The sequence below is a fragment of the Sorangium sp. So ce296 genome (assembly GCF_051529605.1).
GTDB classification, from domain to species: Bacteria; Myxococcota_A; Polyangia; order Polyangiales; family Polyangiaceae; genus Sorangium; species Sorangium cellulosum_D.
Genome location: NZ_CP150325.1, coordinates 1,266,885 through 1,291,740, shown reverse-complemented (window position 1 = coordinate 1,291,740; position 24,856 = coordinate 1,266,885). Strand labels below are relative to the sequence as shown.

Annotated in this window: 18 protein-coding genes; 8 read left to right on the top strand and 10 right to left on the bottom strand. The window is 71.5% G+C overall.

Going from position 1 to position 24,856, the window contains the following annotated elements; all coding sequences use genetic code 11:
• Positions 1–127 precede the first annotated feature (127 nt).
• Complete coding sequence (locus WME98_RS04795) at positions 128–460, top strand: DUF433 domain-containing protein (RefSeq protein WP_437950191.1); 333 nt, start codon at positions 128–130, stop codon at positions 458–460.
• A gap of 3 nt (positions 461–463) precedes the next feature.
• Entirely contained in the window at positions 464–808 is a 345-nt protein-coding gene (locus WME98_RS04790; RefSeq protein ID WP_437950190.1) for a DUF5615 family PIN-like protein, read from the top strand.
• Between the two features lie 67 nt (positions 809–875).
• Here the strand turns inward: WME98_RS04790 and WME98_RS04785 are convergent, their stop codons facing one another.
• Together WME98_RS04785 and WME98_RS04780 are read right to left on the bottom strand one after the other, a co-directional pair.
• On the bottom strand, positions 876–1,709 hold the full coding sequence (locus WME98_RS04785) for an ABC transporter ATP-binding protein (RefSeq protein ID WP_437950189.1): 834 nt from the start codon (positions 1,707–1,709) through the stop codon (positions 876–878).
• A gap of 127 nt (positions 1,710–1,836) precedes the next feature.
• Positions 1,837–3,621 carry an SUMF1/EgtB/PvdO family nonheme iron enzyme gene (locus WME98_RS04780; protein WP_437950188.1) on the bottom strand — a complete coding sequence of 595 codons (1,785 nt, stop codon included), beginning with the start codon at positions 3,619–3,621 and terminating at the stop codon, positions 1,837–1,839.
• Positions 3,622–3,867: 246 nt separating this feature from the next.
• On the opposite strand from WME98_RS04780, the gene WME98_RS04775 reads away from it, so the two are divergent.
• Genes WME98_RS04775 through WME98_RS04765 form a run of 3 tightly spaced genes read left to right on the top strand, consistent with a single transcriptional unit; the run spans position 3,868 to position 6,620 of the window.
• On the top strand, positions 3,868–4,827 hold the full coding sequence (locus WME98_RS04775) for a GNAT family N-acetyltransferase (protein WP_437950186.1): 960 nt from the start codon (positions 3,868–3,870) through the stop codon (positions 4,825–4,827).
• Between the two features lie 21 nt (positions 4,828–4,848).
• Positions 4,849–5,634: an aldo/keto reductase gene (locus WME98_RS04770; RefSeq protein WP_437950185.1), complete on the top strand. Its 786-nt coding sequence runs from the start codon at positions 4,849–4,851 to the stop codon at positions 5,632–5,634.
• Positions 5,598–6,620: a D-2-hydroxyacid dehydrogenase gene (locus WME98_RS04765; protein WP_437950184.1), complete on the top strand. Its 1,023-nt coding sequence runs from the start codon at positions 5,598–5,600 to the stop codon at positions 6,618–6,620. The genes WME98_RS04770 and WME98_RS04765 overlap by 37 nt, the downstream gene beginning before the upstream one ends.
• Here WME98_RS04765 and WME98_RS04760 read toward each other — a convergent pair.
• The 4 genes from WME98_RS04760 to WME98_RS04745 form a co-directional block, all read right to left on the bottom strand.
• Positions 6,505–7,257, bottom strand: coding sequence for a calcium-binding EGF-like domain-containing protein (locus WME98_RS04760; protein WP_437950183.1), 753 nt, complete (start codon positions 7,255–7,257; stop codon positions 6,505–6,507). The two genes, WME98_RS04765 and WME98_RS04760, sit on opposite strands and share 116 nt — an antisense overlap.
• A 703-nt stretch (positions 7,258–7,960) precedes the next feature.
• The gene (locus WME98_RS04755; RefSeq protein ID WP_437950182.1) at positions 7,961–10,132 is read right to left on the bottom strand and encodes an FG-GAP-like repeat-containing protein; all 2,172 of its coding nucleotides are present in this window, start codon (positions 10,130–10,132) and stop codon (positions 7,961–7,963) included.
• A gap of 86 nt (positions 10,133–10,218) precedes the next feature.
• The gene (locus WME98_RS04750; RefSeq protein ID WP_437950181.1) at positions 10,219–10,704 is read right to left on the bottom strand and encodes a hypothetical protein; all 486 of its coding nucleotides are present in this window, start codon (positions 10,702–10,704) and stop codon (positions 10,219–10,221) included.
• Positions 10,705–10,856: 152 nt separating this feature from the next.
• Positions 10,857–11,363 (bottom strand): hypothetical protein, encoded by a 507-nt coding sequence (locus WME98_RS04745; RefSeq protein WP_437950180.1) that lies wholly within the window; start codon positions 11,361–11,363, stop codon positions 10,857–10,859.
• Positions 11,364–11,800: 437 nt separating this feature from the next.
• Between WME98_RS04745 and WME98_RS04740 the strand changes: the two genes are divergently transcribed.
• Positions 11,801–13,459: a hypothetical protein gene (locus tag WME98_RS04740; protein WP_437950179.1), complete on the top strand. Its 1,659-nt coding sequence runs from the start codon at positions 11,801–11,803 to the stop codon at positions 13,457–13,459.
• A 338-nt stretch (positions 13,460–13,797) separates the two neighbouring features.
• On the opposite strand, the gene WME98_RS04735 is transcribed toward WME98_RS04740, so the two are convergent.
• On the bottom strand, positions 13,798–15,585 hold the full coding sequence (locus tag WME98_RS04735) for an FG-GAP-like repeat-containing protein (protein WP_437950178.1): 1,788 nt from the start codon (positions 15,583–15,585) through the stop codon (positions 13,798–13,800).
• A gap of 443 nt (positions 15,586–16,028) precedes the next feature.
• The gene (locus tag WME98_RS04730; protein WP_437950177.1) at positions 16,029–17,333 is read right to left on the bottom strand and encodes an MFS transporter; all 1,305 of its coding nucleotides are present in this window, start codon (positions 17,331–17,333) and stop codon (positions 16,029–16,031) included.
• Positions 17,334–18,073: 740 nt separating this feature from the next.
• Here WME98_RS04730 and WME98_RS04725 point away from each other — a divergent pair.
• Together WME98_RS04725 and WME98_RS04720 are read left to right on the top strand one after the other, a co-directional pair.
• Entirely contained in the window at positions 18,074–20,098 is a 2,025-nt protein-coding gene (locus WME98_RS04725) for an FG-GAP-like repeat-containing protein (RefSeq protein ID WP_437950176.1), read from the top strand.
• A gap of 66 nt (positions 20,099–20,164) precedes the next feature.
• Entirely contained in the window at positions 20,165–22,141 is a 1,977-nt protein-coding gene (locus WME98_RS04720) for an FG-GAP-like repeat-containing protein (RefSeq protein ID WP_437950175.1), read from the top strand.
• 342 nt (positions 22,142–22,483) lie between these two features.
• Here the strand turns inward: WME98_RS04720 and WME98_RS04715 are convergent, their stop codons facing one another.
• Both WME98_RS04715 and WME98_RS04710 read right to left on the bottom strand, forming a co-directional pair.
• Positions 22,484–23,227: a hypothetical protein gene (locus tag WME98_RS04715; protein ID WP_437950174.1), complete on the bottom strand. Its 744-nt coding sequence runs from the start codon at positions 23,225–23,227 to the stop codon at positions 22,484–22,486.
• Between the two features lie 181 nt (positions 23,228–23,408).
• On the bottom strand, positions 23,409–24,671 hold the full coding sequence (locus tag WME98_RS04710) for an RNA polymerase sigma factor (RefSeq protein WP_437950173.1): 1,263 nt from the start codon (positions 24,669–24,671) through the stop codon (positions 23,409–23,411).
• Positions 24,672–24,856 lie beyond the last annotated feature (185 nt).

Here is a 24,856-nt window from a genome sequence, read left to right as displayed (position 1 = left end):
CGGGGAGCGGGCGACGTCGGTGAAGCTCGCCGCTCGCGGCCGGGCCTCAACGACCGCGAAGCGCGGCTTCGCGGCGAGCGCCGCGACCAGGCTTCCTTCGCGAAGGTGTTCCTCCTACGCTCCGCGCATGACGGTGACCCTCAAGGATCTCGAGCACGAGCTCGCGCGGCTCAGCGACGCCGAGAAGGCGCAGCTCGCACGCGCGCTCTTCCCCGCCATCACGCGCGCGTTCGCGGGCGTCGAGAAGAGGCCGGGCGTCTGCGGCGGGGACGCATGCATCGTGCGTACCCGCATCCCCGTGTGGACGCTCGAACGCTACCGCCGCCTCGGCTGGAGCGAGGCTCGAATCCTCGACAACTTCCCGACCCTCCGCGCCGCGGATCTGGTGAATGCCTGGTCCTACGCCGACGCGCATCCCGGGGAGATCGAGAGATCGATCCAAGAGAACGAGGATGCCTGACGGATGGCGTCCTTTTACGCGAACGAGAATTTCCCGCGTCAGGTCGTGGAAGGGCTCCGCGCGCTGGGGCACGACGTGCTCACGACGCAGGAGGCAGGCAATGCAGGACAAGCGATCCCTGACGAGATGGTCCTCGAGTTCGCGACGCGCTCGCAACGCGCCGTGCTCACGCTCAACCGTCGCGACTTCATTCGTCTCCACCGGCGGAGCGCCGAGCACGCGGGCATCGTGGTGTGCACCGAGGACCCGGACACCCAGGGGCAGACCGCCCGTATTCACGAGGCGGTAGCGTCCCAGCCGTCGCTCGCGGGGCAGCTCGTCCGCGTCAACCGACCTTCCCGCTCGTGATGGCGGGGCGACGGTCGCGCCGCGAGGACCACGGCCTCGAGGGGTTGCTCTCGCCCCCCTCCGCCCCTCACGCCCCGCCGCTCTCGAGCGCCTCCTGCAGCGCGCGCACCTCGCGCGCGAACGCCGGCTCGGTGCGCAGCGCGGCGGTCCGCTCCGCCGGCAGCGCCAGCGTGCGGTCGGCGACGATGCGCGCCGGGCGCGGGGACAGCACGACCGCGCGCTCGGCGAGGTAAGCGGCCTCGGTGATCGAGTGGGTCACGAAGAGCACCGTCATGCCGAGCTCGGCCCACAGGGCGCGGAGCTGATCGTCGAGCCGGCTCCGGGTGAGCTCGTCGAGCGCGGCGAACGGCTCGTCGAGCAGCAGCAGCCGGGGCCGCGTGACCATCGCGCGGGCCAGCGACACGCGCATGCGCATGCCGCCGGAGAGCTCGGCCGGGTACCGCGCGTCCGCGTCGGCGAGGCCGACCTGGAGCAGCGCGGCCCGGGCGGCGGCGCGGCGCTCCTCGGGCGGCGCGCCGGCGAGCTCGAGCGGCAGGGCGGCGTTCTCGAGGACGCTCCGCCACGGCAAGAGGTGCGCGTCCTGAAACACGTACGCGATCGGCGCGCGCGCGCGCGCGCCGCCCGCGCCGGCCGGCCCCTCCTCGGCCTCCACGACGGCCGTGCCGGCGTCGGCGCGGTCCAGCCCGGCGACGAGGCGCAGCAAGGTGGATTTGCCGCACCCCGAGGGCCCGAGCAGCGCGACGAAGGCGCCCGGCGCGACGTCGAGGTCGAGGCCGTCGAGCGCGACGACGCCGGAGCCGCTGCCCCGGAGCGCGCGGCCGGCGTCGTCGAGCACCGGGAAGACGCGCCGGATGCCGGTCAGCCGCACGCGGACCCCGCCGCTCGCCATCGCGTTCTTCATCTGCGCCCGGCGTTCTATCCGCGCCGCCGCCGGTTGGCCAGGCGCTCGTGAGCGCCGCGCCCGCCGCGCCGGCATTCGTGAACGCCGCGCCCGCCGCGCCGGCATTCGTGAGCGCCGCGCCCGCCGGTCAGCTCGACGAGGCCGTGCGCACGCAGCGGAAGCCGCCGCCGGCGAAGCGGTAATGCGCCTCGAAGCTCGTGCGCGCCCAGGTGCGGAGCGACTGCGCGCCGTACATCCACGAGCCGCCGCGCATCACGAGCAGCGGCTTGTCCGGAGGGCGCGTGTTGCGCGGGTTGTGCGAGGGGCCGTCCGCGTAGAAGTGCGCATCGTCGTAGTCCTCGCACCACTCCCACACGTTGCCGGCGAGGTCGAGGATGCCGTAGGGCGAGGCGCCCGCCGGCAGCGAGCCGACGGGCACCGTCCCGCCCTCGCGGTTGTCGTAGTTCGCGCGCGAAGGCCCCGGCTCGGCGCGCCCCCACGGGTACTTGCGGCCGTCGGTGCCGCGCGCGGCCTTCTCCCACTCCGCCTCGGTCGGCAGGCGCTTGCCGGCCCAGTTGGCGTAGGCCCGCGCGTCGTCCCACGACACGTACACCACGGGGTGCTCCTCGAGCCCCGGCGGGATCTCGCCGCGCCGGAAATGGGAGAGGAACCGGCTCGCGTCGGCGTCGTCGGGGCGATACCCCGTCACGTCGACGAACGCCTTGAACTGCCGGTTCGTGACCGGCGTGCGATCCATGTAGAACGCGTCGACGTGGACCTTCCTGCGCTGCTGCCCGCTCAGGAACGTCCCGCCGGGGACGAGGATCATCTGCTCGCCGGTCTTCTCGCGGACCGTCGGCGCGAGCTCGCGCCCGTCGGACGAGGGCCGCGACGTGGCGGGCGCGAACTCCGAGAGCGCCTCGTCGAGCCGCGCCCGGAACTCCGCGCACGACGCCGGCCGCCCGGCCGGATCCTTCGCGAGCGCGTCGAGGATGAGCCGGTCGAGCGCCGGCGGGATGTCGGGCCGCAGCGACGACGGGGGCGCCGGCGGATCGGCGACGTGGGCCATCATCACGGCGAAGTGGTTGGGGCTGTCGAACGGCACCTGCCCGGTCGACAGCTTGTAGAGCGTCACCCCGAGAGAGTAGATGTCCGAGCGCGGGTCCGCGGCGTGGGGGCTCTTCACCTGCTCGGGCGACATGTAACAGCAGGTCCCGAGGAACGCGCCGCTCAGCGTGTAGGTCGTCCCCTCGAGGATCTTGGCGATGCCGAAGTCGACGATCTTGGGCATCAGGCCGTCTTTGCCGGCCGTGACAAGGATGTTGTCGGGCTTGAGGTCGCGGTGGATGATGCCCATCCGGTGCCCCTCGTCCATCGCGTCGAGGACCCCGCCGAACAGCGCGCGGATCTCCTGGAAGGGGATGCGCCCGCGCCACCGCTCGAGGTGCCGCACCAGGGTCGACCCCTCGACATACTCCATCACGATCGCGAGCAGGTGCTCGCGCTCCACGAAGTCGTAGACGGCGACGACGTTGTCGTGGTTCCAGGCGCGGAGCACCCGCGCTTCCCGGGCGAAGCGCCGCCGGATCTCGGGGTTGCCGGAGAGGTTCGAGTGCAGGCATTTGACCGCCACGACGCGCTCGCGCGCCCGGTCGTGCGCCCGGTAGACGACGCCCATGCCGCCCTCGCCGAGCGTCGCCTCGATGCGGTAGACGCTGATCTCCGTCCCGGGCAGGAGGCGCACCGGCGGCAGCGGCAGCGAGGGGGGCGGCGGCGACTGCCCTCCGGCGCCGAGCTGCGTGGCCGGGAACGCCGTCGCGGCGAAGCCGGGGTCGAGCGCGGCGACGGGGTGGCCGCACGAGGGGCAGAAGCGGGCGTTCTCCGGGAGCGGAGAGCCGCAGCCGGCGCACCGGAGAGAGGCGTCCTGGCCCATCGGTCGCGGGGAGTTTCGCACAGGTCGGGGCCGTCGTGGGCGGCGAATGTGTGGCGCGCCGGGCGCGCCAGCCGGCGTCGGCAACGGCTCAGTCCGCGCGGCGGCGCGGGATTCCTGCGCTTCGTCGGCGGCGCGGCGGCGCGGACGGCGCGGCGGCGCGGCGGGGCGCGCCGCGGCGGCGGTGTGCCGCGCTGTCGGCCTCGGAGCGCCGCTCGGGGGGGCCGCGCGGCGTGGTAGCGTCGCGCGGTGGGCGCTCCTGGGGACGACGCCGTCGACCGGCGCATGCGCGCGATCCACGCGGCGCTCGTCGCGGGCGGCGCGATCGCGCCGCTCGCCATGGACGACGCCGAGACGCGCGCGTGGATGGATTGCGAGCTCGCGTCGCTCGTCGAGAACCGCTTCTTCCAGCGCGTCGACCCGGCGGCGCGCGGCGCCGAGCTGCGCGCCGTGTGGGAGCCGCGGGCGGCGCGCGACGGCGCGCAGCTCGGCACGCCGCACGCGGGCGCGCGCTACGCGGTCCCGTACTGGCTCGCGCGGGGCGGCCGCCGGGTCGGCGCCGTCGCGCTGTCGACGGGCGCCCGCGGCGAGCCGCTGCTCGAGGTCTCGAGCCTCTACGTGCTGCCCGCCCACCGCGGGCGCGGCGTCGCGAGCGCCCTGCTGCGCCGCGCGGACGGCGTCGCGCGGGCCCACGGCGTGCCCGGCCTGCAGCTCAAGACCCCGTGGTCGTGGCAGCCCGCCGTGCGCTTCTATCTCGGCCTGCGCATGTGGGTCGCCGGCTGGTCGGACGCGCTCGCGTTCATCGTTCGCGCCGGGCTGCCCGCGCACGACATCGCGATCGGCGCGCGGGAGGCCGCGTTCGGGGTCGTGGTCGACGGCCGGACGGAGCACCTCATCCGCGCCTCGCGCGAGGGCGATCGGCTCGGATGGGTGGAGTCGCCGCGGATGGAGGCCTATCGCGGCGACGGCTCGGACGTGGGGTGTCTCGCCCCGGGGACGTTCGCCGTCGCCCTGGCGACGCGCGGCTACCCGCTCGTCCGGTCCGAGGCCCGCTGGCGCGAGCGGCACCGCGCCTCCGCCTGCGGGGAGCCCGAGGGGCTCGCGCACAAGATCGAGCTCTTCGAGGCGGTCGATCGCAGCTTTGGCTTCGACGTCCGCACGCCGCGCATTCCGGGCCTCCGATACCGGGAGTACGACGACATCGACTGAGGTGGTGTAAGCTGCCGGCGCATGGATGACTGGCTCCACCGCGCCCCCACCGCGTTCCGCGGCAAGCGCCTCTTCCGGCTCGGCCTCGCGGCGAACTACGGCATCGACGAGGATGGCGTGCGCGCGGCGATGGATCGCGGCGTCAACCTCTTCCTCTGGACGATGCGCGCGCGCGGGCTCGGCAACCCGCTGCGCGAGGCGCTGAAGCGGCGGCGCGATCAGGTCGCGGTGGTCGGCTATGCGCAGATCGGCTGGTTCGGCTGGGGCGTGCGCCGCGGGGCCGAGAAGCTCCTGCGCGAGCTCGGGACCGATCACCTCGACGTCTACCTGCTCAGCTGGCTCGGCGTCGGCTCCGCGTTGACGGGCGCGACCGAGCGGGAGCTCGTGCACCTGCGCGAGAGCGGCAAGGTGGGCGCGCTCGGGGTGAGCATCCACGACCGCGCGCGGGCGGGCAACCTGGCGGCGTCCTCTCCGCTCGATCTCTTGATGATCCGCTACAACGCCGCGCATCCGGGGGCGGAGCGGGACATCTTCCCGCACGTGCGCGACGCGCGGCCGAGCGTGCTCGCCTACACGGCGACGGCGTGGCGGCGCCTCTTGAAGAAGCCGAACGGCTGGTCGGGCCCGGCGATGACGGCGGGCGACTGCTATCGATTCCAGCTCTCCAGCCCGCACGTGGACGTCGCGCTGACCGGGCCGAGGAGCCGCGCCGAGGTGGAGGAGAACCTCGACGCGCTCGCGAAGGGCCCGCTCACCGCGGACGAGGACGCGTGGATGCGCGACTTCGGCCGGGCGGTGCACGGGTGAGCGGGGCGGCCATGGATCGGAGGGTCATCGCCTGCACGATGGTGTTCCCCGAGGAGGCGGCGCGGGTGCTCGCCGAGGGCGTCGCGCCGCACGAGCTCGTGCTGTCCGGCGCGCGCTCGGCGGAGAACCTCGCCGAGGTCGGGCGCGATCCGGCGGTGCAGGGCGCCGACGTGGTCTTCGGCCAGCCGCACCCGGAGGACGTGTGCGCGGCCCCGCGCCTCCGCTGGGTGCACCTCAGCACCGCCGGCTATGCCCGTTACGACGTGGCGGCGGTGCGCGCCGCGCTCGCGGCCCGCGGCGCGGTCCTCACGACGAGCAGCGGCGTCTACGCCGACCCGTGCGCGGAGCACGCGCTCGCCTTCCTGCTGGCCGCGTCGCGGCGGCTGCCCGAGTGCCTCGAGAACCAGCGCGGCCCGCGCGGCTGGCCCGACGCGGCCGTGCGGTCGAGGAGCGCGCTGCTCCGGGGCCGGCGGGTGCTGCTCCTCGGCTTCGGCGCCATCGGCCGCCGCCTCGCCGCGCTGCTCGCCCCGTTCGAGGTGGAGCTCCGCGTCCTGCGCGCCCGTCCCCGCGGCGACGAGCCTGGCCGCGCCGTCGCGCGGGAGGAGCTCGCCGATGCCTTCGCGTGGGCGGACCACGTGGTCTCGAGCCTGCCGGAAGCCGAGGGCACGCGGCGGCTGGTCTCGGCCGCGCTGCTCGCGCGGATGCGGCCGGGCGCGTGGTTCTTCAACGTCGGCCGGGGGGCCACGGTCGACCAGGCGGCGCTGCTCGAGGCGCTCGAGGCGCGCCGCCTCGCGGGCGCGTACCTCGACGTGACGGATCCCGAGCCGCTGCCGCCAGATCACCCGCTCTGGCGCGCCCCGGGCTGCTTCATCACCCCGCACACCGCCGGCGGGCGGCGCGAGGAGCCGGTAGCGCAGGTCGAGCATTTCCTGGCGAATCTGAGGCGGTTCGAGCGGGGGGAGCCGCTCGTGGACCGGGTGATCTGAGGCGGCGGGGGGCGCGCGCGGAGACACACGCCGAGCCGGGGCCATCCTCGTAGACGGGCTCGTCGGTGCCCAGGGCGCACTCGTCGATGTCGGTGCAGGTCACGCCGTCGCCCTCGTACCCCGCGTTGCAAGCGCAGGTGAAGGAGCCCGGCGTGTTGGTGCACGCCGCGTTCGCGTCGCAGTTGTCGGTGCCCAGGGCGCACTCGTTCACGTCGGTGCACGTGCCGCTCTGGCAGGTGAGGCCGTCGCAGCACGGCACCGTGGGGTCGCACGGCGCGTTCACCGCCAGACAGCCCTGGCCGCCGCAGGTCGGGTCGTAGCTCGGCGAGCTCGGGTCGAGGCTGGTCACGTAGTCGTTGGCGTGGGTGCTGTGCGCGTTGATACACGCCTGCTCGCTGACGCGAACGATCGTGTACGGCTTCGTCGCGGAGCTGGTCCTGTGGCAGATCTGGACCGTACCGTTGACGTCGAAGTAGTTGCACTGCTCGGGGGTGAGCGCGTCATGGGCTTCGCCCACGGCGTCGTGGTCATCGCCGCCGGCCGCGGAAGGGTCGGCGCTGGTGCAGCTCGCGAACAGCAGGGTGGAGAAAGCCGGGATCGCCAGATAGCCGAGAAGAGAGCGCTTGCGATAGCTCATCGTTTGTCCTCTTTTTTTTTTTTGTTGAAGTGGGGTGCCGCGCGACGGCGAGCCTGCGTTGGCTGGAGAAATCTCAGGTCGTCCAATCGCTCGATCGCCCAATCGTCCAATCGTCCAACTCAAGACCGATGCCAGTGTGAATGGTCCTTTGCGGAGGTGGTGTTGATGCAGGCCCCTGCGCGTCTTTCGGCGCGCCGTCGCACGAGCCACCGGCTCTCGCGCTGAGCTCGCGCTGAAATCAGGGCACCGCCTCATCGGGCCTGTTTGCCCGGTACCGCGCATATCACGGTACCGGGCACGAGCAGCCCCAGGTCCAGCCGCGCTCCGCCGCTGCTGCTGCTGCCTGAATGCCTCAGCTGCGGAGTGCGCCCCTCACCGCCATGAACGACCGCGGACACTCTGCCGAAATCGATGACGGAGTGTCGCCGGAACATGATGCTCCAGCCAGGCGAGCCGCGTAAATCGAAAATGGTCCTGGCACACATTCTTGTCGTTTGCAGACAGGCGCTGTCGTTCGTGGACGCGCGCTGCCGTGGGTACACAGGCGATGCCGTTCGTCTACGGGCGGTACCGTTCGTGTACGGGCGAACTTGCTCTTGGCATGTCCCGCTCCTCCGCCCTCGACACGCCCGCACGCGCGAAGGCCGTCACGGGCTCGCCGTCGCGCGCCGGACGAACCGCAGCGTGACGGCGAGAAGGCGAGTCAGAGCCCGTTGGGGATCACGGTGAGGGTGCCGGAGCCGCGGTTGGTCAGGACGAGATCGTCGTACCCATCGCCATCCAGGTCCGCGGCGGCGATGGCGTTGGGGCCGGGCGAGGTGCCGGTCGGGACGACGGGGCCCGAGGTGAAGGCTCCGTTGCCGTTGCCGGTCATCGGGCGGACGCCGCCCGAGGCGGTGGTGACCAGGATGTAGGCGTCGAGCTTGCCATCGCCGTTGAAATCACTGGCCACGACCCCCAGCGCCGAGTTCGCGACCGCGGTGGCCGCGGCGGTGGACTGAACGCCGCTCGCGAACGTGCCGTCGCCGTTCCCTCTGAAGAAGAAGAGGAACCGGCCGGCCGCGCCGTTCGAGAGAATGTCGAGCGTGCCGTCGCCGTTGGCGTCGCCGAAGGCGATGCCCGCCGTCTGGCCGCCGGCGGAGTTGGTGTAGGCGACCGGCGCGGCGAACGAGCCGTTGCCCTGGCCGATGAGGATCGACAGGCGCGCGGTGCCGGGGCTCGTCACCACGAGATCGGAGAGGCCGTCACCGTCCAGATCGCGGCAGGCGATGCTCGACTGCACGCCGCCTGTGCCCGAGATGGAGATGAGCGTGGGCGCGCCGAAGCTGCCCCCGCCGGTGCCCAGGATCACGCTCACCTGACTCAGGGTCACGCTGGTGGTGGCGATGTCGGCGACCCCATCGCCATCGAAATCCCCGGCGCAGAGGTGGACGGAGCCCGGGGTGCCGGTGGTGAAGCTCGTCGGCGCGTCGAAGGTCCCGGGCGCGCTCGGGCCCAGGTTTCGGTAGACGCTGATGCTCCCGTTGATGAGGGGCAGGTTGGTCTGGCCGTCGACGGTGACGGCGTCGAGCCACCCGTCGCCGTCCACGTCCACCGCCACGACCGCGTTGCTGGAGAGCGGGGCGCCCGTATAGTAGAGCTCCGGCTGGACGGTCGCGTCGCCGTTGCCGTGGAAGACGGAGAGCGACCCGGAGGGGAACAGCAACGACCCCGATTCGGCGTTGGCCACCAGGACGTCGAGCTTACCGTCGCCATTCACGTCGGCGACCGCCGGTGCCAGCGGGTTGTGGGGAACGGAGGTGTTGATCGGCGTGCCGGGGACCTGGCCGGAGGGCGGGGTCTGGCAGCCACCGCTCGAGCAGATTTGACCCGACGCGCACGCGTTGTTGCAGGCGTTGCAGTGGGAGGCGTCGTTCTGGAGGTTCACCTCGCAGCCGTCGGACGTGAGCCCATTGCAGTCCGCGAGGCTGCCTTGGCACGCCTCGCAGTTGGTCCCCTCGTACGTGGGCAAGCACGCGCAGGTATAGCCGTTGATGCCGTCGGTGCAGGTCCCGCCGTTCTGGCACGGGCTCCCGGCGCACTCGTCGATGTCGGTCTCGCAGCTGGCGCCGGTGAAGCCGGGCAAGCACACGCAGGTGAAGCTGTTGATGCCGTCGACGCAGGTCCCGCCGTTCTGGCACGGGTCGGCGGCGCACTCGTCGATGTTGGTGCACGTCACGCCGTCGCCTTCGTAACCCGCGTTGCAAGCGCAGGTGAAGGAGCCCGGCGTGTTGGTGCACGCCGCGTTCGCGTCGCAGTTGTCGGCGCCCAGGGCGCACTCGTCGACGTCGGTGCACGTCACGCCGTCGCCCTCGTACCCTGCGTTGCAAGCGCAGGTGAAGGAGCCCGGCGTGTTGGTGCACGCCGCGTTCGCGTCGCAGTTGTCGGTGCCCAGGGCGCACTCGTTCACATCGGTGCACGCGCCGCTCTGGCAGGTGAGGCCGTCGCAGCACGGCACCGTGGGGTCGCACGGCGCGTTCACAGCCAGACAGCCCTGGCCGCCGCAGGTCGGGTCGTAGCTCGGCGAGCTCGGGTCGAGGCTGGTGACGTAGTCCCCGGCGTGGGCGCTGTGCGCGTTGATGCACGCCTGCTCGTTGACGCGAAGGATCGTGTACGGCTTCGTCGCGGAGCTGGTCCTGTGGCAGATCTGGACCGTACCGTTGACGTCGAAGTAGTTGCACTGCTCGGGGGTGAGCGCGTCATGGGCTTCGCCCACGGCCTCGTCGTCGTCGCCGTCGGCCGCGGAGGGGCCGGCGCTGGTGCAGCTCGCGACCAGCAGGGTGGAGAAAGCCGGGATCGCCAGATAGCCGAGAAGAGAGCGCTTGCGATAGCTCATCGTTTGTCCTCCGTTGTCGTTGAATTGGGGGCGCCGCGCGACGGCGCGCCTGCGTTGGCTAGAGAAATCTCAGGTCGCGGAGGCCGTCAGGGGCTCGCCGTCGCGCGCCGGCCGGTGAAGGTGTCGGAGGCGATGGGATCGCCGGTGTCGCTCGAAGGGTCGAGCGGATCTTCCCCGTCCTCGAAGGTGCGCACGACGAGAGAGCCGGCGATCTCGTCGCAGCCCTGACCGACCGTGTCGAGGACGATATCGATCCGGGCCGTCGTCAGCAGGGTGTTGTCCTCGTCGTAGACGAACGCGAACAGGGCGCCTCGAGCGCCGTCGTTGCCGACCTTCTCCCAGCTCCCCTGCTGGTTCGAGAAATTGTAGAGGGGCTGCGTCGAGGTGGTCCCGAAGAAGGACCCGTCGGCCGCGAACGTCCAGAAATCCCGCGCGCCGCCCGCCTCCGAGATCAGGTAGGTCCCGGCGCAGGCGGAGGGGAAGCCGCCGGCCAGGGTGGGCGCCGGCCGGAGGGCGAGCCCGAGGGCCGCGAGCGGGAGCAGCGAGAGAGCGAACAAAAGCCTTTGGCGCATATCGGTTTCGATCCTTCTCCATGGACCGGTGCCACGTGCTCTCGGCGCGTCCTCGCGCCAGTACGCCGCGACAGGTCCGTTCAACCGAGCACGGAAAAACTCTTCTTGTCTCACGGCGGTGACGCCATCGGAAGCCTTTTCGGTGCGGGGAGCTACGGCGCGGGCGACCGATGGTAGAGATGGCCGTCCAGGTACGCGCAATCGAACTCCGTGACCGGGGTGGCGCCGGGATCGAGCGGGTCGACGCCCGTGGCGAAGATCTTGCCCTGACAGCTCGCTGTGAACGTCTCCTTGTCCGGCGCGAACACCAGGACGTAGTCGACGACGGCGATCCCGGAGAACGCGGGCGCTGCGCCGGTCAGATCGAAGTTGAGGTTGAGCATGCGCACGGAGACCGTATGGCTCCCCGCGCGCCTCCAGGAGCCCAGGCTGTCGCTGAACGTGAACCCTCCGGCGCCGAACGTGACCTGATCCGAGAGGGTCATCCCGGCCGTGCCGTCCCGGTGAAGGTGCATGATCTCCGCGCGATCCGGGAGGCTCGCCACGTAGGCCCCGGCGAAGTCGTTGCCCTCCGCGAAGGCGCCACCGGCGCCGGCGAAGAGCCCCCCGAGCGCTGCGGCGAGCGCCGTGGCTGCAAGATGAGTTCGAGAGATGCGCATCGTTGAACGCTCCTTTATGTCGAAACCTTCATTCCGTCACGCCGTGCACCGGCTGGACGGACAGTGAAGAGCGCGGACGCGCCTCTCAGGAAGCTCGATGTGCTCATGATGGAGAGGTCCTCCCTGGCGGCCTTCCGGCAGGGACGCCGCCCCCGGTGCGATCCGTCGCAGGCCCCACGTTGCCCCCCCGACGGGTCCGAGGCGCGTGTGCCCTGACCGCGCACGGTAAACGTCAGCGCAGCGGCCCTTCACGCATTTTTACCGTGAATTCGCTGTGAATCACATCGCCCGCTCCGCGGCTCGCGCCGATCCTCGCGCATTCCGCGGCGGAACGGCCGGGCGTGGGGCAAGGCCACACGCTCTCCTCCGGGAGGGGAGAGCGGTGCGATTCACGCTGTTGCATCCGGAGGGGCACCTAGGTGAGCATGCTGCCGTAGATGGAAAGTTCTCCGCAGACCGATCTGCGCGCGGCCATGGTGGCGGAGCTGGAGCGGGTGGTGACGAGCCCGGTGTTCGGCGGGTCTGCGCGGCAGATCCGGCTGCTCCGCTTCCTGGTCGGCGAGGTGCTCGCGGGGCGCGGCGCCGAGCTGCGCGCGCCCCTCCTCGCCACGCGCATCTTCGAGCGGCCCGAGGGCTTCGACTCCACCGAGGACTCGATCGTGCGCGTCGAGATGAGCAAGCTCCGGCGCGCCCTCGAGCGCTACTACGCCGCGAGCCCCGCCGCCGCGGTGCGCATCGAGCTGCCGCGCGGCCGCTATGCCCCCGTCTTCGTCGCGGGGCCGGCCGCGCCCGACCCCGCCCAACCCTCCGTCTCCCGGCGGCCCTCGCTCGATTCGCCGCCCTCCGACCGGCCGGGCCCACCGTCCCCCCGAGGGCCGCGGCTCGCGGCCAGCGCCGACGGGCCCGTCATCGCGATCCTCCCCTTTGCCTCGATCACCGCCGTCTCCGCCTCCTTGAACGCGGACGGATCGGAGAGCGAGCTGCCGGTGCCGGGCTCGACCGGCACGCGGAGCCGCGCCATGGCCCACGGCCTGACCGACCGGCTCGGCGACCTCTTCGTTCGCGCCCCGCGCGTGCGCGTGCTCTCGCGCGCCGCCACCCTGGAGGAGGCCGAGGCGCGGGGCGCGCGCTACGTGGTCGAGGGGAGCGTGCGCCTCATCCCCGGCGCGCTTCGCGTGGCGGTCAAGCTCCACGACACGACGCGCGGAATCCAGGCGTGGAGCAAGACGTTCGACCGCTCCGACGTCGACAACCGCCTGTTCGCGGTCGAGGACGAGATCGCCCGCGACATCACCACCTTGCTCGTCGCGCTTCCCCTCGGCGCGGTCCATGCCATGGAGGCCGAGGAGCGCTGCGTCCACCCTCCGCGCTCGGCGTACGAGGTGCTCCTGCGCTTCCCCCGGTGGCTCGCCACCTTCGAGCCCCGCCTGCAAACCGAGCTCGCGGACCACTGCGCGCGCTTCCTCGAGCGCGACCCCGATGACGGGGTGCTGCTGGCCTATTCCTCGTTTCTTCATGTGCTCTCGTCGTGGACGGCCGCCGGCAGGGATCACGACCGTTGCCGGTCCGCCGAACATGCGCGCCGTGCCGTGGCGCTCGAGCCCAAGCTGGCCAACCCCCACCAGGTGCTCGCGTTCGTGCTGCTCGACGCCGGCGACGGCCCGGCGGCGCAGGCCGAGGCCAAGGTCGCCCTGAAGCTCGGCGGGCCGCTCATGTTCACGGGCTTCCTCCTCGCGCTCTCCGGCGACTGGGAGCGCGGCACTGCCATCCTCCGCAGGCATCGGGGCTTGACGAAGCGTTATCCCGGCACCGTCCACCACGCCCTCGCGCTCGACGCCTGTCGCCGCGGCGACTACGCGGCTGCCCTCGTCGAGGCCGAGGCCATCACCCCCAACCTCGCCTGGAGCGCGCTCGACCGCGCCGTTGCCCTGGCCCGCCTCGGCCGCGTCGCCGACGCCCGCGCCGCCGGCTGCGAGCTCGCCGCCATCCTGCCCGAGGTCGCGCGGGATCCCCGGGCCGTCGTCCGCCGCATGACCGCGGACCAGGCCCTGGTCGACGACCTCGTGGGGGCGCTCGCGCTCGCAGGGCTCGGCTGAAGCGGGGAGACGGTCGAGGCGGGCCGGCGGCGGCTCGTCCATGCGGAAGCTCCTCGCAGCCGCTCCGGGTGCTGAACCCGCCGGCCCACTGGGGCTCTCCCTCGGGGTCGCGCAGCGCTAGCGAGGGTGTTGTCGTCGTCGTAGACGAAGGCCAACCGCGAGCCCCGGGAGGCGCGAGCGCGCGGGGCCCCGTGGGGGTGGCCGGCGGGGAAGGACGCCGGCCGGTCAGGGGAACGACGGAAGAAAACGGCGACAGTGTTTGACGCACGGTCGCCGTACGGAGCGCCGCGCAGGCTTGCACAGCACTGCGCGGCGTCGAATCTCGAACCCCGTCCCAGCTAGAACGACTGGTTGATCAGCACGCTCGCGCTGTTTTCGAAGAGGTTGGTCGTGGCGAGGTCGAGCTTGCCGTCGCCGTTGAGGTCCACCTCCGCCAGGCCGTAAGGCCTGTTGTTGCCGGTGGAGGCGAAGGTGACGGGCTGGAAGGCGCCGGCTCCGTCGCCCAGCAGCACGCCCACCGCGCGGTTGTTGAAGCTGGTCGTTGCGATATCGGGCCTGAGATCGCCGTTGAGATCCGCGATCGCTACGTCGAGGAGAAACCCGCCGCCGACGGGATGAACGACGGGGGCCTGGAGGGTGCCGTCGCCGTTGCCCAGCAGCACGGTCACGTCAGCAGCGCTCTGGTGGGCCGCGGCGATGTCGGGCTTGCCGTCGCCGTTGAGGTCTCCCACCGCCACGGCTCCGGGGCCGGAGGCGCCGGAGGCGTAGAGGAGGGCGGACTGGAAGGTGCCATCGCCGTTGCCGAGCCACACGCTCAGGTTGTGGCTGTTGAAGTTGGCCGAGACGAGATCGAGCTTGCCGTCACCGTTGACGTCCGCCACCGCCACGTCGTTGGGGGTGCGGGCGCCGGGGTCGGCGTAGTCGACGGCGGGCTGGAGGGTGCCGTCGCCGTTGCCCAGCAGCACGCTCAGGCTGCTGCCGACGAAGTTGGCCGTGACGACGTCGAGCTTGCCGTCGCCGTTGAAGTCCGCCGCCTTCACGCCGACCGGTTGATTGCCCACGGCATAAAGAACGGGGTCCTGGAAGGTGCCATCGCCGTTGCCCGGCAGCACCCGGAGGCCGCCGATGCCGGGGACGTTGAAGGCCCCGACGAGGAGATCGAGCTTGCCGTCGCCGTCGAGGTCCGCCAGCGCCACGCCGCCGGGGTTCGAGCCGATGCCGCCGACGGGGGCGGCGGCCGTGAGGGTGCCGTCGCCGTTGCCCAGCAGCACGCTCGCGTTGGCACCGCTGACGTTGACCACGATGAGGTCGGGCTTGTCGTCGCCGTTGACGTCCCCCGCTACCACGCCCTGCGGGCGGTTGAAGCCGGCGTAGTCCTGATTCGCCTGGAAGCTCAGGGTGGGCATGTAACATGCCCCGGTCTTGCAGATCCCTGTGCTGCAGTAGATCCCATCCGGAGCGTTGGGGTTGGAGCAGACGCCGCTGGAGGAGTCGCAGGTGCCGGCCACGTGACACTCGTCGCTCGCGGTGCAGGTGAGGGGGTTGTCGCTGGTGCAGGTGCCGGCCTGGCACGTGTCGGTCTGCGTGCAGGCGTCGCCGTCGTCGCAGCCGGTGCCGTCAGGGGCGACGGGGTTCGAGCAGAGCCCGGTCTGCGGGTCGCAGGTGCCGGCCACGTGGCACTGGTCGGACGCCGTGCAGGTCACGCCCTCGCAGAGGTCTTTGCAGACGCCGTTGATGCACTGCGTGCCATCACAGCACGGTAGGGTGGCGTCGCACGGCGCGTTCACGGGGAGGCACCCGCCGCCTTGGCAGGTCGGGTCGTTCACCGCGACGTAGTCTTGCGCGTGCATCGCGTGCCCGTTGATACAGCCCTGGTCGCTGATCTTGAGGACGGTGTAGGGGTGATTGGCCGAGCCGGTGTAGTGGCAGATCGTGACCTTGCCGTTGACATCGAAGTAGTCGCACTGTGTCGCGGTGACGTGCTCGTCAGCCTCGCCGACCTGCTCCGCGCCGGCGGAGTCTGACGAGGCCGCGCTGCACCCGGGACCGAACGCGAAGACGCCCAGGGAGGCGACGCAGAGGATCGAGCCGAACGTGGCACGGCGGTTCTTGGGAAGCGTTCTCATGACGAAACGTCTCCTCGGGCAATGGCCCGCAAGGGGCATTGTGGAAGGGGGCGGTACATCCTTGCGGTGGTGCGCGCTTGGTAGCTTCGAAGCGCATCTCGACCGCAACTCCGCCTCCTACTGCGCCGGCGAAACCTCGTCTTGTGAATTCACATGCGAGCGATGCGATTCACATGACAATGACGCGACCCGAAGCGGGGGTGGGATCTCGTTGCGTTCTGCCCCGCGTGCAGAGAGCAAGCGTGAAGTCGACCATCTGATGGATGGCGTACCACAGATCGTCGCGCTCGCTGCGATGCATGGCAGGGTCCGCCACGGCGCCATCGGAGCAATCTGGGTGGACGGGTACAATCGAACGCAGGGGGTCCCGGGGGGGGTCGAGGCGGCCGGTAACCGCTGCTGATACAGCTGCCTGACATCGGGCAACTGTGCCCAGGTCGAGGCTAGAGGCGCTCATCCATTCCGGCTCCACGATGCTGTCCGCCCAGAGCAAAGGCCAGCGCGGCCGCGAGCGCGGCCAGCGGCGCGACCTGCAGGGCGCCGAGGAGGCCGATCCGGTCGGCGAGGACGCCGGTCACGAGCGGCGCCGCGGCCATGCCGAGCAGGTTGTTGGCCACCGCCAGCGTCGCGAACGCGGTCGCGCGGATCGACGCCTGGGTCATGCCGGCGACCATGGCGCTGGCCGGGCCGGCCGTGCCCCCGGCGAACAGCGTCCCGGCCCCGATGAGCGCCAGCTGCATGGGGCCTGCTTCGAGCCGGAAAGCCACGCCGAGCAAGGTGCAGCAGGTCAGGCTGTAGGCGACCGCCATCCGCCACGGGCGAGCCGGCTGGCCGCGACTCAGGCGATCGGTCAACACACCGCAGGCGATCATGCCGGCGCCGCCGATCAGGACGAAGACGGCCGCGGCGGCGCCCGCCCGATCGACGGTCATGCCGTAGTAACGGTTCAGGTAGCTGGGCATCCAGGACAGCACGGCCCCCATGACGAACAGGTGCAGACCGCTGCCCACGTGGACACAGACGATCGAGGGCGTCGGAAACAGCGACTCCAACACGGAGCGGAACGTCATCGGCTGGCGCGCAGGGGGCCGTGCGACAGCGGCGCGCTGGCCCTCCTCCAGCGCTGGTCGCAACCGCTGTTCGGTGATGGCGAAGCGGTAGATCGCAGCGAGGACGAGGCCGAAGAGGGCCATGACGCCGAACGACCAGCGCCAGCCCAGCCTCGCCGCCACGTGGCCGCCGAGCGCCATGCCCAGCACGGCGCCGAAGGCGCCGCCGGCCGCGAAGGCGCCGCTCAGGCTGGCCCACTGGTGGCGCGGGAACACCGACAGCACCACGGCGATACCGACGCTGCCATACGCGGCCTCCCCGACGCCGACGACAAAACGAGCGACGAGCATCTGGCCGAAGTCGGCCGACAGCGCGCACCCCAGCGTCGCCACGCTCCACAGCGTCGCCATGAGGGTCAGGCTCCGGACGCGGCCCAGGCGATCGGCCAGCAACGACAGCGGAATGGCGAGCACACCGACCGTCAGCGCCACGACGCCGCTCAGGGCCCCCAGCTCGGTATCGGAAAGGCCCCACTCCAGCTTCAGCGACGGGAAGACCGCGTTGAGGACCTGGCGCGACATGTAGTCGGACAGCAGCAGGCCGAAGCTCAAGGCAAAGACCAGCCAGGCGTGAGCGCGCGGCACGGCGGGCGTCTCGGGGAGCGCGTCCACCTCGGACTCGCGGGAATGTGGTCCCAAGAAGGTCTCCTTTCGCGCCGAGGCGCAGCCCTCCCCCGGCGCGCGGAGCGTAACCGAGAGTGATCCGTGCGGCGACGACGCGAGCGTCGAGGCCAGCGACGCGCCAGGCAGCCCGATGGTCGGGGGTGCCGACCGACCTCGCCGCGCTCACGGGCGCCACGCCGCGCGGCCGCGGGCCGACGCGCACGCGCGGGAGCGTCTGCGGAGGAGCGCCCGCGCTCCGCTCCGCGCGCGCCAGAAGTGAGCGCGCTGGAGCGACGCCGCCAGCCATCCGGACCCGGCGCCGACCGGGCGGGACGTGGCTCGCCTGATTGAAGCGCCCTGCGTGCGCTGAAAACCCACCATCGACGGCGGAGTGGGCGCGGTCGTTCCGCACGATGAGGCGCGTACTCCGCAGCTGAGGCGTTCAGGCAGCAGCAGCCGTGGCAGCGGAGCGCGACGGGCCCGCGGGCTGCTCGTGCCCGGTACCGTGATGTGCGCGGTGCTGGGCAAACGCGCCCGATGAGGCGGTGTGCCCTGATTTCGGCGCGAGCTCAGCGCGGGAGCCGGCGGCTCGCGCGACGGCGCGCGCGAAACGCGGAAGACGCGCCGGGGCCTGCCTCGACATCACCTCGGCCAAGGACGTCTTCGCGCTGGCCTCGAACTTGAATTGGCAGATGTGGACGACCTGACATTTCTTCAGCCAGCGCAGGCCCGGCATCGCGCGGCACCCCCCGCTTCAAGAAAACAGAGGACAAGCGATGCGCTATCGCAAGGGCTCTCTTCTCGGCTATCTGGCGATCCCGGCTTTCTCCACCCTGCTGGTCGCGAGCTGCGCCGGCGCCGACCCCTCCGCGGCCGACGGCGAGGACGACGAGGCCGTGGGCGAGGCCCATGGCGCGCTCACCCCCGAGCATTGCAACGACTTCGACGTCAACGGCACGATCCTGATGTGCCACAGGAACGGCTCCACGACGTACCCCTACACGATCCTCAAGATCAACCTGTTGTGCCTCCCCGCGCACTTGCTGCATCTCGGCGACTACATCGCCCTGGGCGACCCCACCTGTCACGGCGACGGCTGCCTCCCCGAGGGCGCGCCCTGCAACGCCGCGGTGCCGTGCTGCGACGGCCTCACCTGTCATCACGGCACGTGCACCGAGAACGACGAGTGCGCCCTGGGCACCGACGACTGCGACGCGAACGCTACCTGCACCGATACGCCGACCTCCTTCACCTGCGCTTGCAACGCGGGGTACGAGGGCGACGGCGTGACCTGCACCAATATCGACGAGTGCGCCGCCAATCCGTGCCAGAACGGCGGGACCTGCACCGACGGCATCGACGGCTACTCCTGCGCGTGCCCGCCCGGCTTCACCGGCGCCGACTGCGAGACCGACATCGACGAGTGCGCCGAGAGCCCGTGCCAGAACGACGGGACCTGCGCCGACGGCATCGACAGCTACTCCTGCACGTGCTTGCCCACCTACGAGGGGACCCGCTGCGAGGCGTGCGAAGGCAGCCTCGCGGACTGCAACGGGCTTACGTCCGACGGCTGCGAGGTGAACCTCCAGAGCGACGCCTCCCACTGCAGCGCCTGCAACAGCGCGTGCGCGCCGGGTGAAATCTGCGCGAACGGCGGCTGCCAGGCCGCGCCCCCCGGCCAGGTCCCCGGCACGCCGATCAGCGTGCCCGAGACCCACAGCCCGCTGGCTCCGGCGGTCGCCGATGTGAATGGCGACGGCGAGCTCGACATCCTGGTGGCCAACGCCGAATCCGGATCGTCGCAGAGCCCCGCCGGGTCGCTCTCCGTGTTCCACGGCAACGGCGACACGACCCTCCAGCCGGAGCTCTACTACACGGGCGCCCCGCTCTCCAGCAACGCGGTCGTGGCGGTGGACGTGGACGGCGACGGGTGGCTCGATGCCGTTACCGTCGATGGCCAGACCAACCTGCCCACCAGCAACGGGAGCATCAGCGTTTACCGAAACCAGGGCCCGAGCGCGCCCGGGACCTTCGGCATGTCGACGACCTTCACCACCGGAACCCCGGGCTCCGTCCACCTCTGCGCCGGGGACTTCGACAACGATGGGGTGGCCGACATCGCCACCACGAGCGTGACGTTGAGTCAGGTGAGCGTGATCCTGGGCACCGGCGGGGGCAGCTTCGCCGCGCCCGCGCTCATCTCCATCTCGGGCACAGGCGGCGTGCAGTCGAGCATCGCCTGCCGTGATCTGAACGGCGACGGCTTCTCCGATCTCGTGGTGACGAGCCCCGGCACCGCGCGTCTGTCGATCCTCATCAGCCAGGGCAACGGCTCGTTCGCCGCGCCGGTCGCCTACACCAACTCCGCCAGCGGCCAGACGGCGGGCATCGCCTTCGGCGACGCCGACGGCGACGGCAAGCTCGACATCCTCTCGAACGGCGCGGCCGGCCGGTTCCTCTTCTTCTTCAAGGGGAACGGCGACGGCACGTTCGCGAGCGGCGCTTCATCCACCGCTTCGCCCACCGCGATCGCCAACTCGGCGCTGGGGGTCGTGGCCAGCGATTTCAACGGCGATGGTAAGCTCGACGCCTACATCCTGGTCACCACCTCCTCGGGCGGCGTCCGCCCGATGACCGGCAACGGCGGCGGAGGCTTCACCTCGGGCCCCGTCGTCCCCACCGGCGCCTCGCCCGGCCCCAACGCCATCGCCGCCGCGGACCTGGATGGCGATGGGTACGACGATCTCGTCTTGACCAACAGAGGATCCGGCACCCTCACCGTGATCCCGAACGGACTCTGACCCGCCAGCACAGGCTAACATCGCGCGGCACCCCCCCGCCGCTTCAACAAAAACAGAGGACAACCCATGAGCCATCGCAAGAGCTCTCTTTTCAGCCGTCTGGCGATCCCGGCGTTCTCCGCCCTGCTGTTCGCGAGCTGCACCAGCGCCGGCCCCTCCGTGCCCGGCGGCGATGGCGACGAGCCGAGCTGCGAGCCGACCTGCGGCGGCCAGGGCTGTCTGGCCGCGAACGCGCCGTGCGACCCCGCGGTGCCGTGCTGCGACGGCCTCACCTGCCAGAGCGGCACATGCGCCGATGTGAACGAATGCGCCCTGGGCACCGACAACTGCGACGCGAACGCTACATGCACCAACACGACGGGCTCCTTCACCTGCGCTTGCAACGCGGGGTATGAGGGCGAAGGCGTGACGTGCGCCGACGTCGACGAGTGCGCCCTGGGCACCGACGACTGCGACGCGAACGCTGCATGCACCGATACGCCGGGCTCCTTCACCTGCGCTTGCAACGCGGGGTACGAGGGCGACGGCGTGACCTGCACCGATGTCGACGAGTGCGCCGAAAACCCGTGCCAGAACGGCGGGACCTGCGTCGACGGCATCGACAGCTTCACCTGCGAATGCTTGCCCGGCTTCACCGGCGCGAGCTGCGAGACCGACATCGACGAGTGCGCCGAAAGCCCGTGCCAGAACGACGGGACCTGCACCGACGGAATCGACAGCTACTCCTGCGCGTGCTTGCCCACCTACGAGGGGGCCCGCTGCGAGGCGTGCAAAGGCAGCCTCGCGGACTGCAATGGGCTCACGTCCGACGGCTGCGAGGTGAACCTCCAGAGCGACCCCTCTCACTGCAATGCCTGCAACATCGCGTGCGCGGCGGGTGAAATCTGCTCGAACGGCGGCTGCCAGACCCCGCCCTCCGGCCAGGTCCCCGACACGCCGATCAGCACCTCCGCGCTCCACAACCCGCTGGCTCCGGCGGTCGCCGATGTGAATGGCGACGGTGCGCTCGACGTCCTGGTGGCCAACGCCGAATCCGGATCGTCGATGACCCCCTCCGGGTCGCTCTCCGTGTTTCACGGCAACGGCGACGCGACCTTCCAGCCGGAGCTCTACACCATGGGCGCCCCGCTCTCCGGCAACGCGGTCGTGGCGGTGGACGTGGACGGCGACGGGTGGCTCGACGCCGTCACCGTCGACGGCCAGACCAACCTGTCCGCCGTCAACGGGAGCATCAGCGTCTACCGCAACCTGGGCCCGAGCGCGCCCGGAACCTTCGACACACCGACGAGCTTCACCACCGGAACGCCGGGCTCCGTCCACCTCTGCGCCGGGGACTTCAATCATGACGGGGTGGCCGACATCGCCACAACCAGCGTGACCCAGAGTCAGGTGAGCGTGATCCTGGGCACCGGCGGTGGCAGCTTCGGCGCGCCCACGCTCATCGCCATCGCGGCCACCGGCGGCGTGCAGTCGAGCATCGCCTGCCGCGACCTGAACGGCGACGGCTTCTCCGATCTCGTGGTGACGAGCCCCAGCGCCGCGCGTCTCTCGATCCTCATCAACGAGGGCAACGGCTCGTTCGCCGCGCCGGTCGCCTACACCAACTCCGCCAACGGCCAGACGGCGGGCATCGCCTTCGGCGACGCCGACGGCGACGGCAAGCTCGACATCCTCTCGAACGGCGCGGCCGGCGCGTACCTCTACTTCTTCAAAGGGAACGGCGACGGCACGTTCGCGAGCGGCGTTCAGTCCTCCACCGGGGCCAGCGCGATCGCCAACTCGGCGCTGGGGGTCGTGGCCAGCGATTTCAACGGCGACGGCAAGCTCGACGCCTACATCCTGGTCACCACCTCCTCGGGCGGCGTCCGCCCGATGACCGGCAACGGCGGCGGAGGCTTCGCCTCGGGCCCGGTCGTCCCGACCGGCACGTCGCCCGGCCCCAACGCCATCGCCGCCGCGGACCTGAACGGCGATGGGTACGACGATCTCGTCCTGACCAACCGCGGCTCCGGCACCCTCACCGTGATCCCCAACGGGCTCTGACGCGCGCCCTTGCGCCGCGGTTCGTCCGGGAAGTCGACCGGCGAGACCGGCCGGACTGGCGCGCAGCGCTCCCCGAAGCTCGACGGAGCGACCGAGATTGCCTTGAGAGCGCCTTCCCCGGCGCGCCGTCACCCGCTTCAAGGCTTGAAACGCCCGACTCGGCCGCCCAGCCGGCGATTTCAAGCCTTGAAACGGCTCCCCTGGCCGTCCAGCCGGCCGTCTCAAGCCTTGAACCGCCCCGCTGGCCCGACGAGTCGGCCGTCTCAAGCCTTGAAACGGCCGACTCGGCGACCGAGTCGCCCGCTGCAAGGCTTGCATCAAGCCTTGCAGCGGGCCGCGGGCTCACGCGTCCGGCGCGGGTTCCGTCCCGGCGGGCGGCGCGGCCGGCTGGCCGGGCGGCGCGGCCGGCTGGCCGGGCGGGAGCGCGTCGCTCACGCCGCTCGTGCGGTGCACCTCGGCGAGGTCGTCGAAGATGAGCGGCAGGAGCTCCGGCTTGCCGAGGTGGGCGAGCAGCCCGCGCACGAGGTTCTTGTTGGCGTTGTAGACGCCCAGCCAGGCGTCGCGCGCGGTCGACACCTCGGGGCCGAGCTCGACCCGCTCGACCCGCGTGGCGCGCTGCTGCCGCTCCACGATCCCGAGCCTCTCGTGCACCTCCCGGAGCTCGGCCAGCCACACGTCCGCGCCGCGGACCCTCTCGCGCTGCCGCTCGAGCTCGTCGGCGATGTGCCCGACGGCGGCGGTGAGCTTCGTGATCCGCCGGCGCGCGAGGACGCTCGGCATCTCGCCGCGGAAGAACACCTTGGGCTCGACCGGCCTCCCTTTGAGCGAGTCGAGGTACGAGCCGAAACGCACGATGACGTCCCGCGCCTCGTCGAGCACCGCGCCGCTGTCGAGCTCCGGCGCGGGCTTGGGCTGGCGATCGAGGACGTCGGACATCGCCTGATCGGCGACGAGCTGCTTGCCGATCGCGAACTCCACCATGCCGTCGAGCGCGGCGACCTTGCCCATCAGGACCGCGGCCATCTGCTCGCGCGCGAACTTCCCGTAAATCTTCGTCTCGAAAGGATCGATGTAGGGGTCTGCCACAGGCGCCTCCTTGGGTTGAGCAAAACGGGGCCATGTTGGCAGGGCCGGCGGCCATGGCAATGCCCGGCAGCATCGCCGGGGCGGGATGGCACGAATCGGGCGCCCTGCAGGCCTGAGCATCCCATTCGCTTCTCCATCGCCGCTGATCTCTTTCACCCTCCTTGTTGCGCCATCGCGCCGCTCACCGCGATCGCGACGGAATGCTGCTCACCGGCCCGTGGCCGTGTCCATCGCTGTCGATGTCCGCTCGCAGCCATCGTAGGAGCTCTTCGCGGTCCGCTGCGCGAACACCCCGGGGGAACTCGCGCCGGTGTCGCTCGAGCAGCAGGCGCGCTGCGTCGCTTCGACCGGAGGTGAGCGTCGCGATCGCCTGTCGCCATAGGCGGTCCTCGCTCGTGGACAGGGCGCCGCCGCCCTGAAGCGGGCCATGTGCGTGCCGCGCGCTCGACGGGCTGCGACCCGTCGCCCTGGGACCGCCGCCTGCGGCGCCGGCGGCCGGAAGGGCCGGAGGAAGCGCCCGAGCCCAGTGACGATCCGTGCCGCGCGGAACGGCCGCCATGAACGTCGACGAGCGCAGCGCGACCGCGGCGGCTGGCGGCGTCGCCACGTCGCTGCGCCCGCCCGAGGTGAGTAGGACGAGCGCACCTGCTATTGCGCCAGCTACGGCGCTGGCCATCGATCGCCGGACGCCCCGTGTCGGCACGAGTGCACTGCGCCGCGAGCTCGCCGCCGGGCTGGACTCCCCGCGAGACGGCGAGCGCCGGAAAGCGCGGCGAGCCCAGCCGAGCAGCCGCTGCAGCGGGCCTCGGTGGAGCGGCCCCGACGAGGCACGCGCCTCGCCCGCGCCGAACGCGACGGCGAGCGGCGCGAGCAGCGCGCCGCGGCCGCGGTTCCGCGCCCGCCAGCGCCGCGCGGCGGCGCCGAGGCTCAGCCGCGCGAGCCGGAGGTGGTTCCACACGGTGCTGCGCGGGATCGCGTGCTCGTCGGCGATGTCCTGGACCGCCGCCTCCTCCAGATCGTGCGCGACAAGGATCTCTCGGCGCGCTGGAGGGACCTCCAGGAGCAGCTCTGCGAGGATCTCGCTCCGCTGCGCTTCGATGAGCCGTGTCTCGGAGTCCGGCACATCGCTGGAGAGCTCGTCGAGCGCCTCCTCCGGCCACAGCGCCTCGCGCCGGCGATAGGCGCGCTTGCGTTCGTTGGAGGTCAGGTTGTACGCGATCCTGAGCAGCCAGGCGCGCACGGTGCCGAGGCGGGGATCGAACCGGGACAGCGATCGCGCCGCGCCGTGGAAGATCTCCTGGACCAGGTCGTCCCGATCCGCGCCCCGGAAACCCTGCCGCTCCACGTAGCGGCGAATGTCCTCCAGGTGCTCGGCCATGATCGCCTCCAGGGTGAGCGGCGGGCCCTCGGCGGCGCCGTGGGTCTTGCGAGAAGGTTTCCCCATACCAGCCCAGTTACGTGGCGAGCCCGTTCGACATTTGAAAAACGGCATGCCGGGCCGAGCCGCTCCGGGGCCGTCGTGCTCAGGTACGCGCTCGTTGCACCACGCCGTGCAGGATGCGGTGGTGCGTTCCGGAGATGCCACCCAGATTGCCTGATGGTTGTGCCGAGATCGTCGTCGTCTTCGCG

Bases quoted from the DNA above. Each gene is read 5' to 3' on its own strand.
- WME98_RS04795 (WP_437950191.1), top strand. From the start codon at position 128: ATGACGGTGACCCTCAAGGATCTCGAGCACGAGCTCGCGCGGCTCAGC.
- WME98_RS04790 (WP_437950190.1), top strand. From the start codon at position 464: ATGGCGTCCTTTTACGCGAACGAGAATTTCCCGCGTCAGGTCGTGGAA.
- WME98_RS04785 (WP_437950189.1), bottom strand. From the start codon at position 1,709: ATGAAGAACGCGATGGCGAGCGGCGGGGTCCGCGTGCGGCTGACCGGC.
- WME98_RS04780 (WP_437950188.1), bottom strand. From the start codon at position 3,621: ATGGGCCAGGACGCCTCTCTCCGGTGCGCCGGCTGCGGCTCTCCGCTC.
- WME98_RS04770 (WP_437950185.1), top strand. From the start codon at position 4,849: ATGGATGACTGGCTCCACCGCGCCCCCACCGCGTTCCGCGGCAAGCGC.
- WME98_RS04760 (WP_437950183.1), bottom strand. From the start codon at position 7,257: ATGAGCTATCGCAAGCGCTCTCTTCTCGGCTATCTGGCGATCCCGGCT.
- WME98_RS04755 (WP_437950182.1), bottom strand. From the start codon at position 10,132: ATGAGCTATCGCAAGCGCTCTCTTCTCGGCTATCTGGCGATCCCGGCT.
- WME98_RS04750 (WP_437950181.1), bottom strand. From the start codon at position 10,704: ATGCGCCAAAGGCTTTTGTTCGCTCTCTCGCTGCTCCCGCTCGCGGCC.
- WME98_RS04745 (WP_437950180.1), bottom strand. From the start codon at position 11,363: ATGCGCATCTCTCGAACTCATCTTGCAGCCACGGCGCTCGCCGCAGCG.
- WME98_RS04740 (WP_437950179.1), top strand. From the start codon at position 11,801: ATGGAAAGTTCTCCGCAGACCGATCTGCGCGCGGCCATGGTGGCGGAG.
- WME98_RS04735 (WP_437950178.1), bottom strand. From the start codon at position 15,585: ATGAGAACGCTTCCCAAGAACCGCCGTGCCACGTTCGGCTCGATCCTC.
- WME98_RS04725 (WP_437950176.1), top strand. From the start codon at position 18,074: ATGCGCTATCGCAAGGGCTCTCTTCTCGGCTATCTGGCGATCCCGGCT.
- WME98_RS04720 (WP_437950175.1), top strand. From the start codon at position 20,165: ATGAGCCATCGCAAGAGCTCTCTTTTCAGCCGTCTGGCGATCCCGGCG.
- WME98_RS04710 (WP_437950173.1), bottom strand. From the start codon at position 24,671: ATGGGGAAACCTTCTCGCAAGACCCACGGCGCCGCCGAGGGCCCGCCG.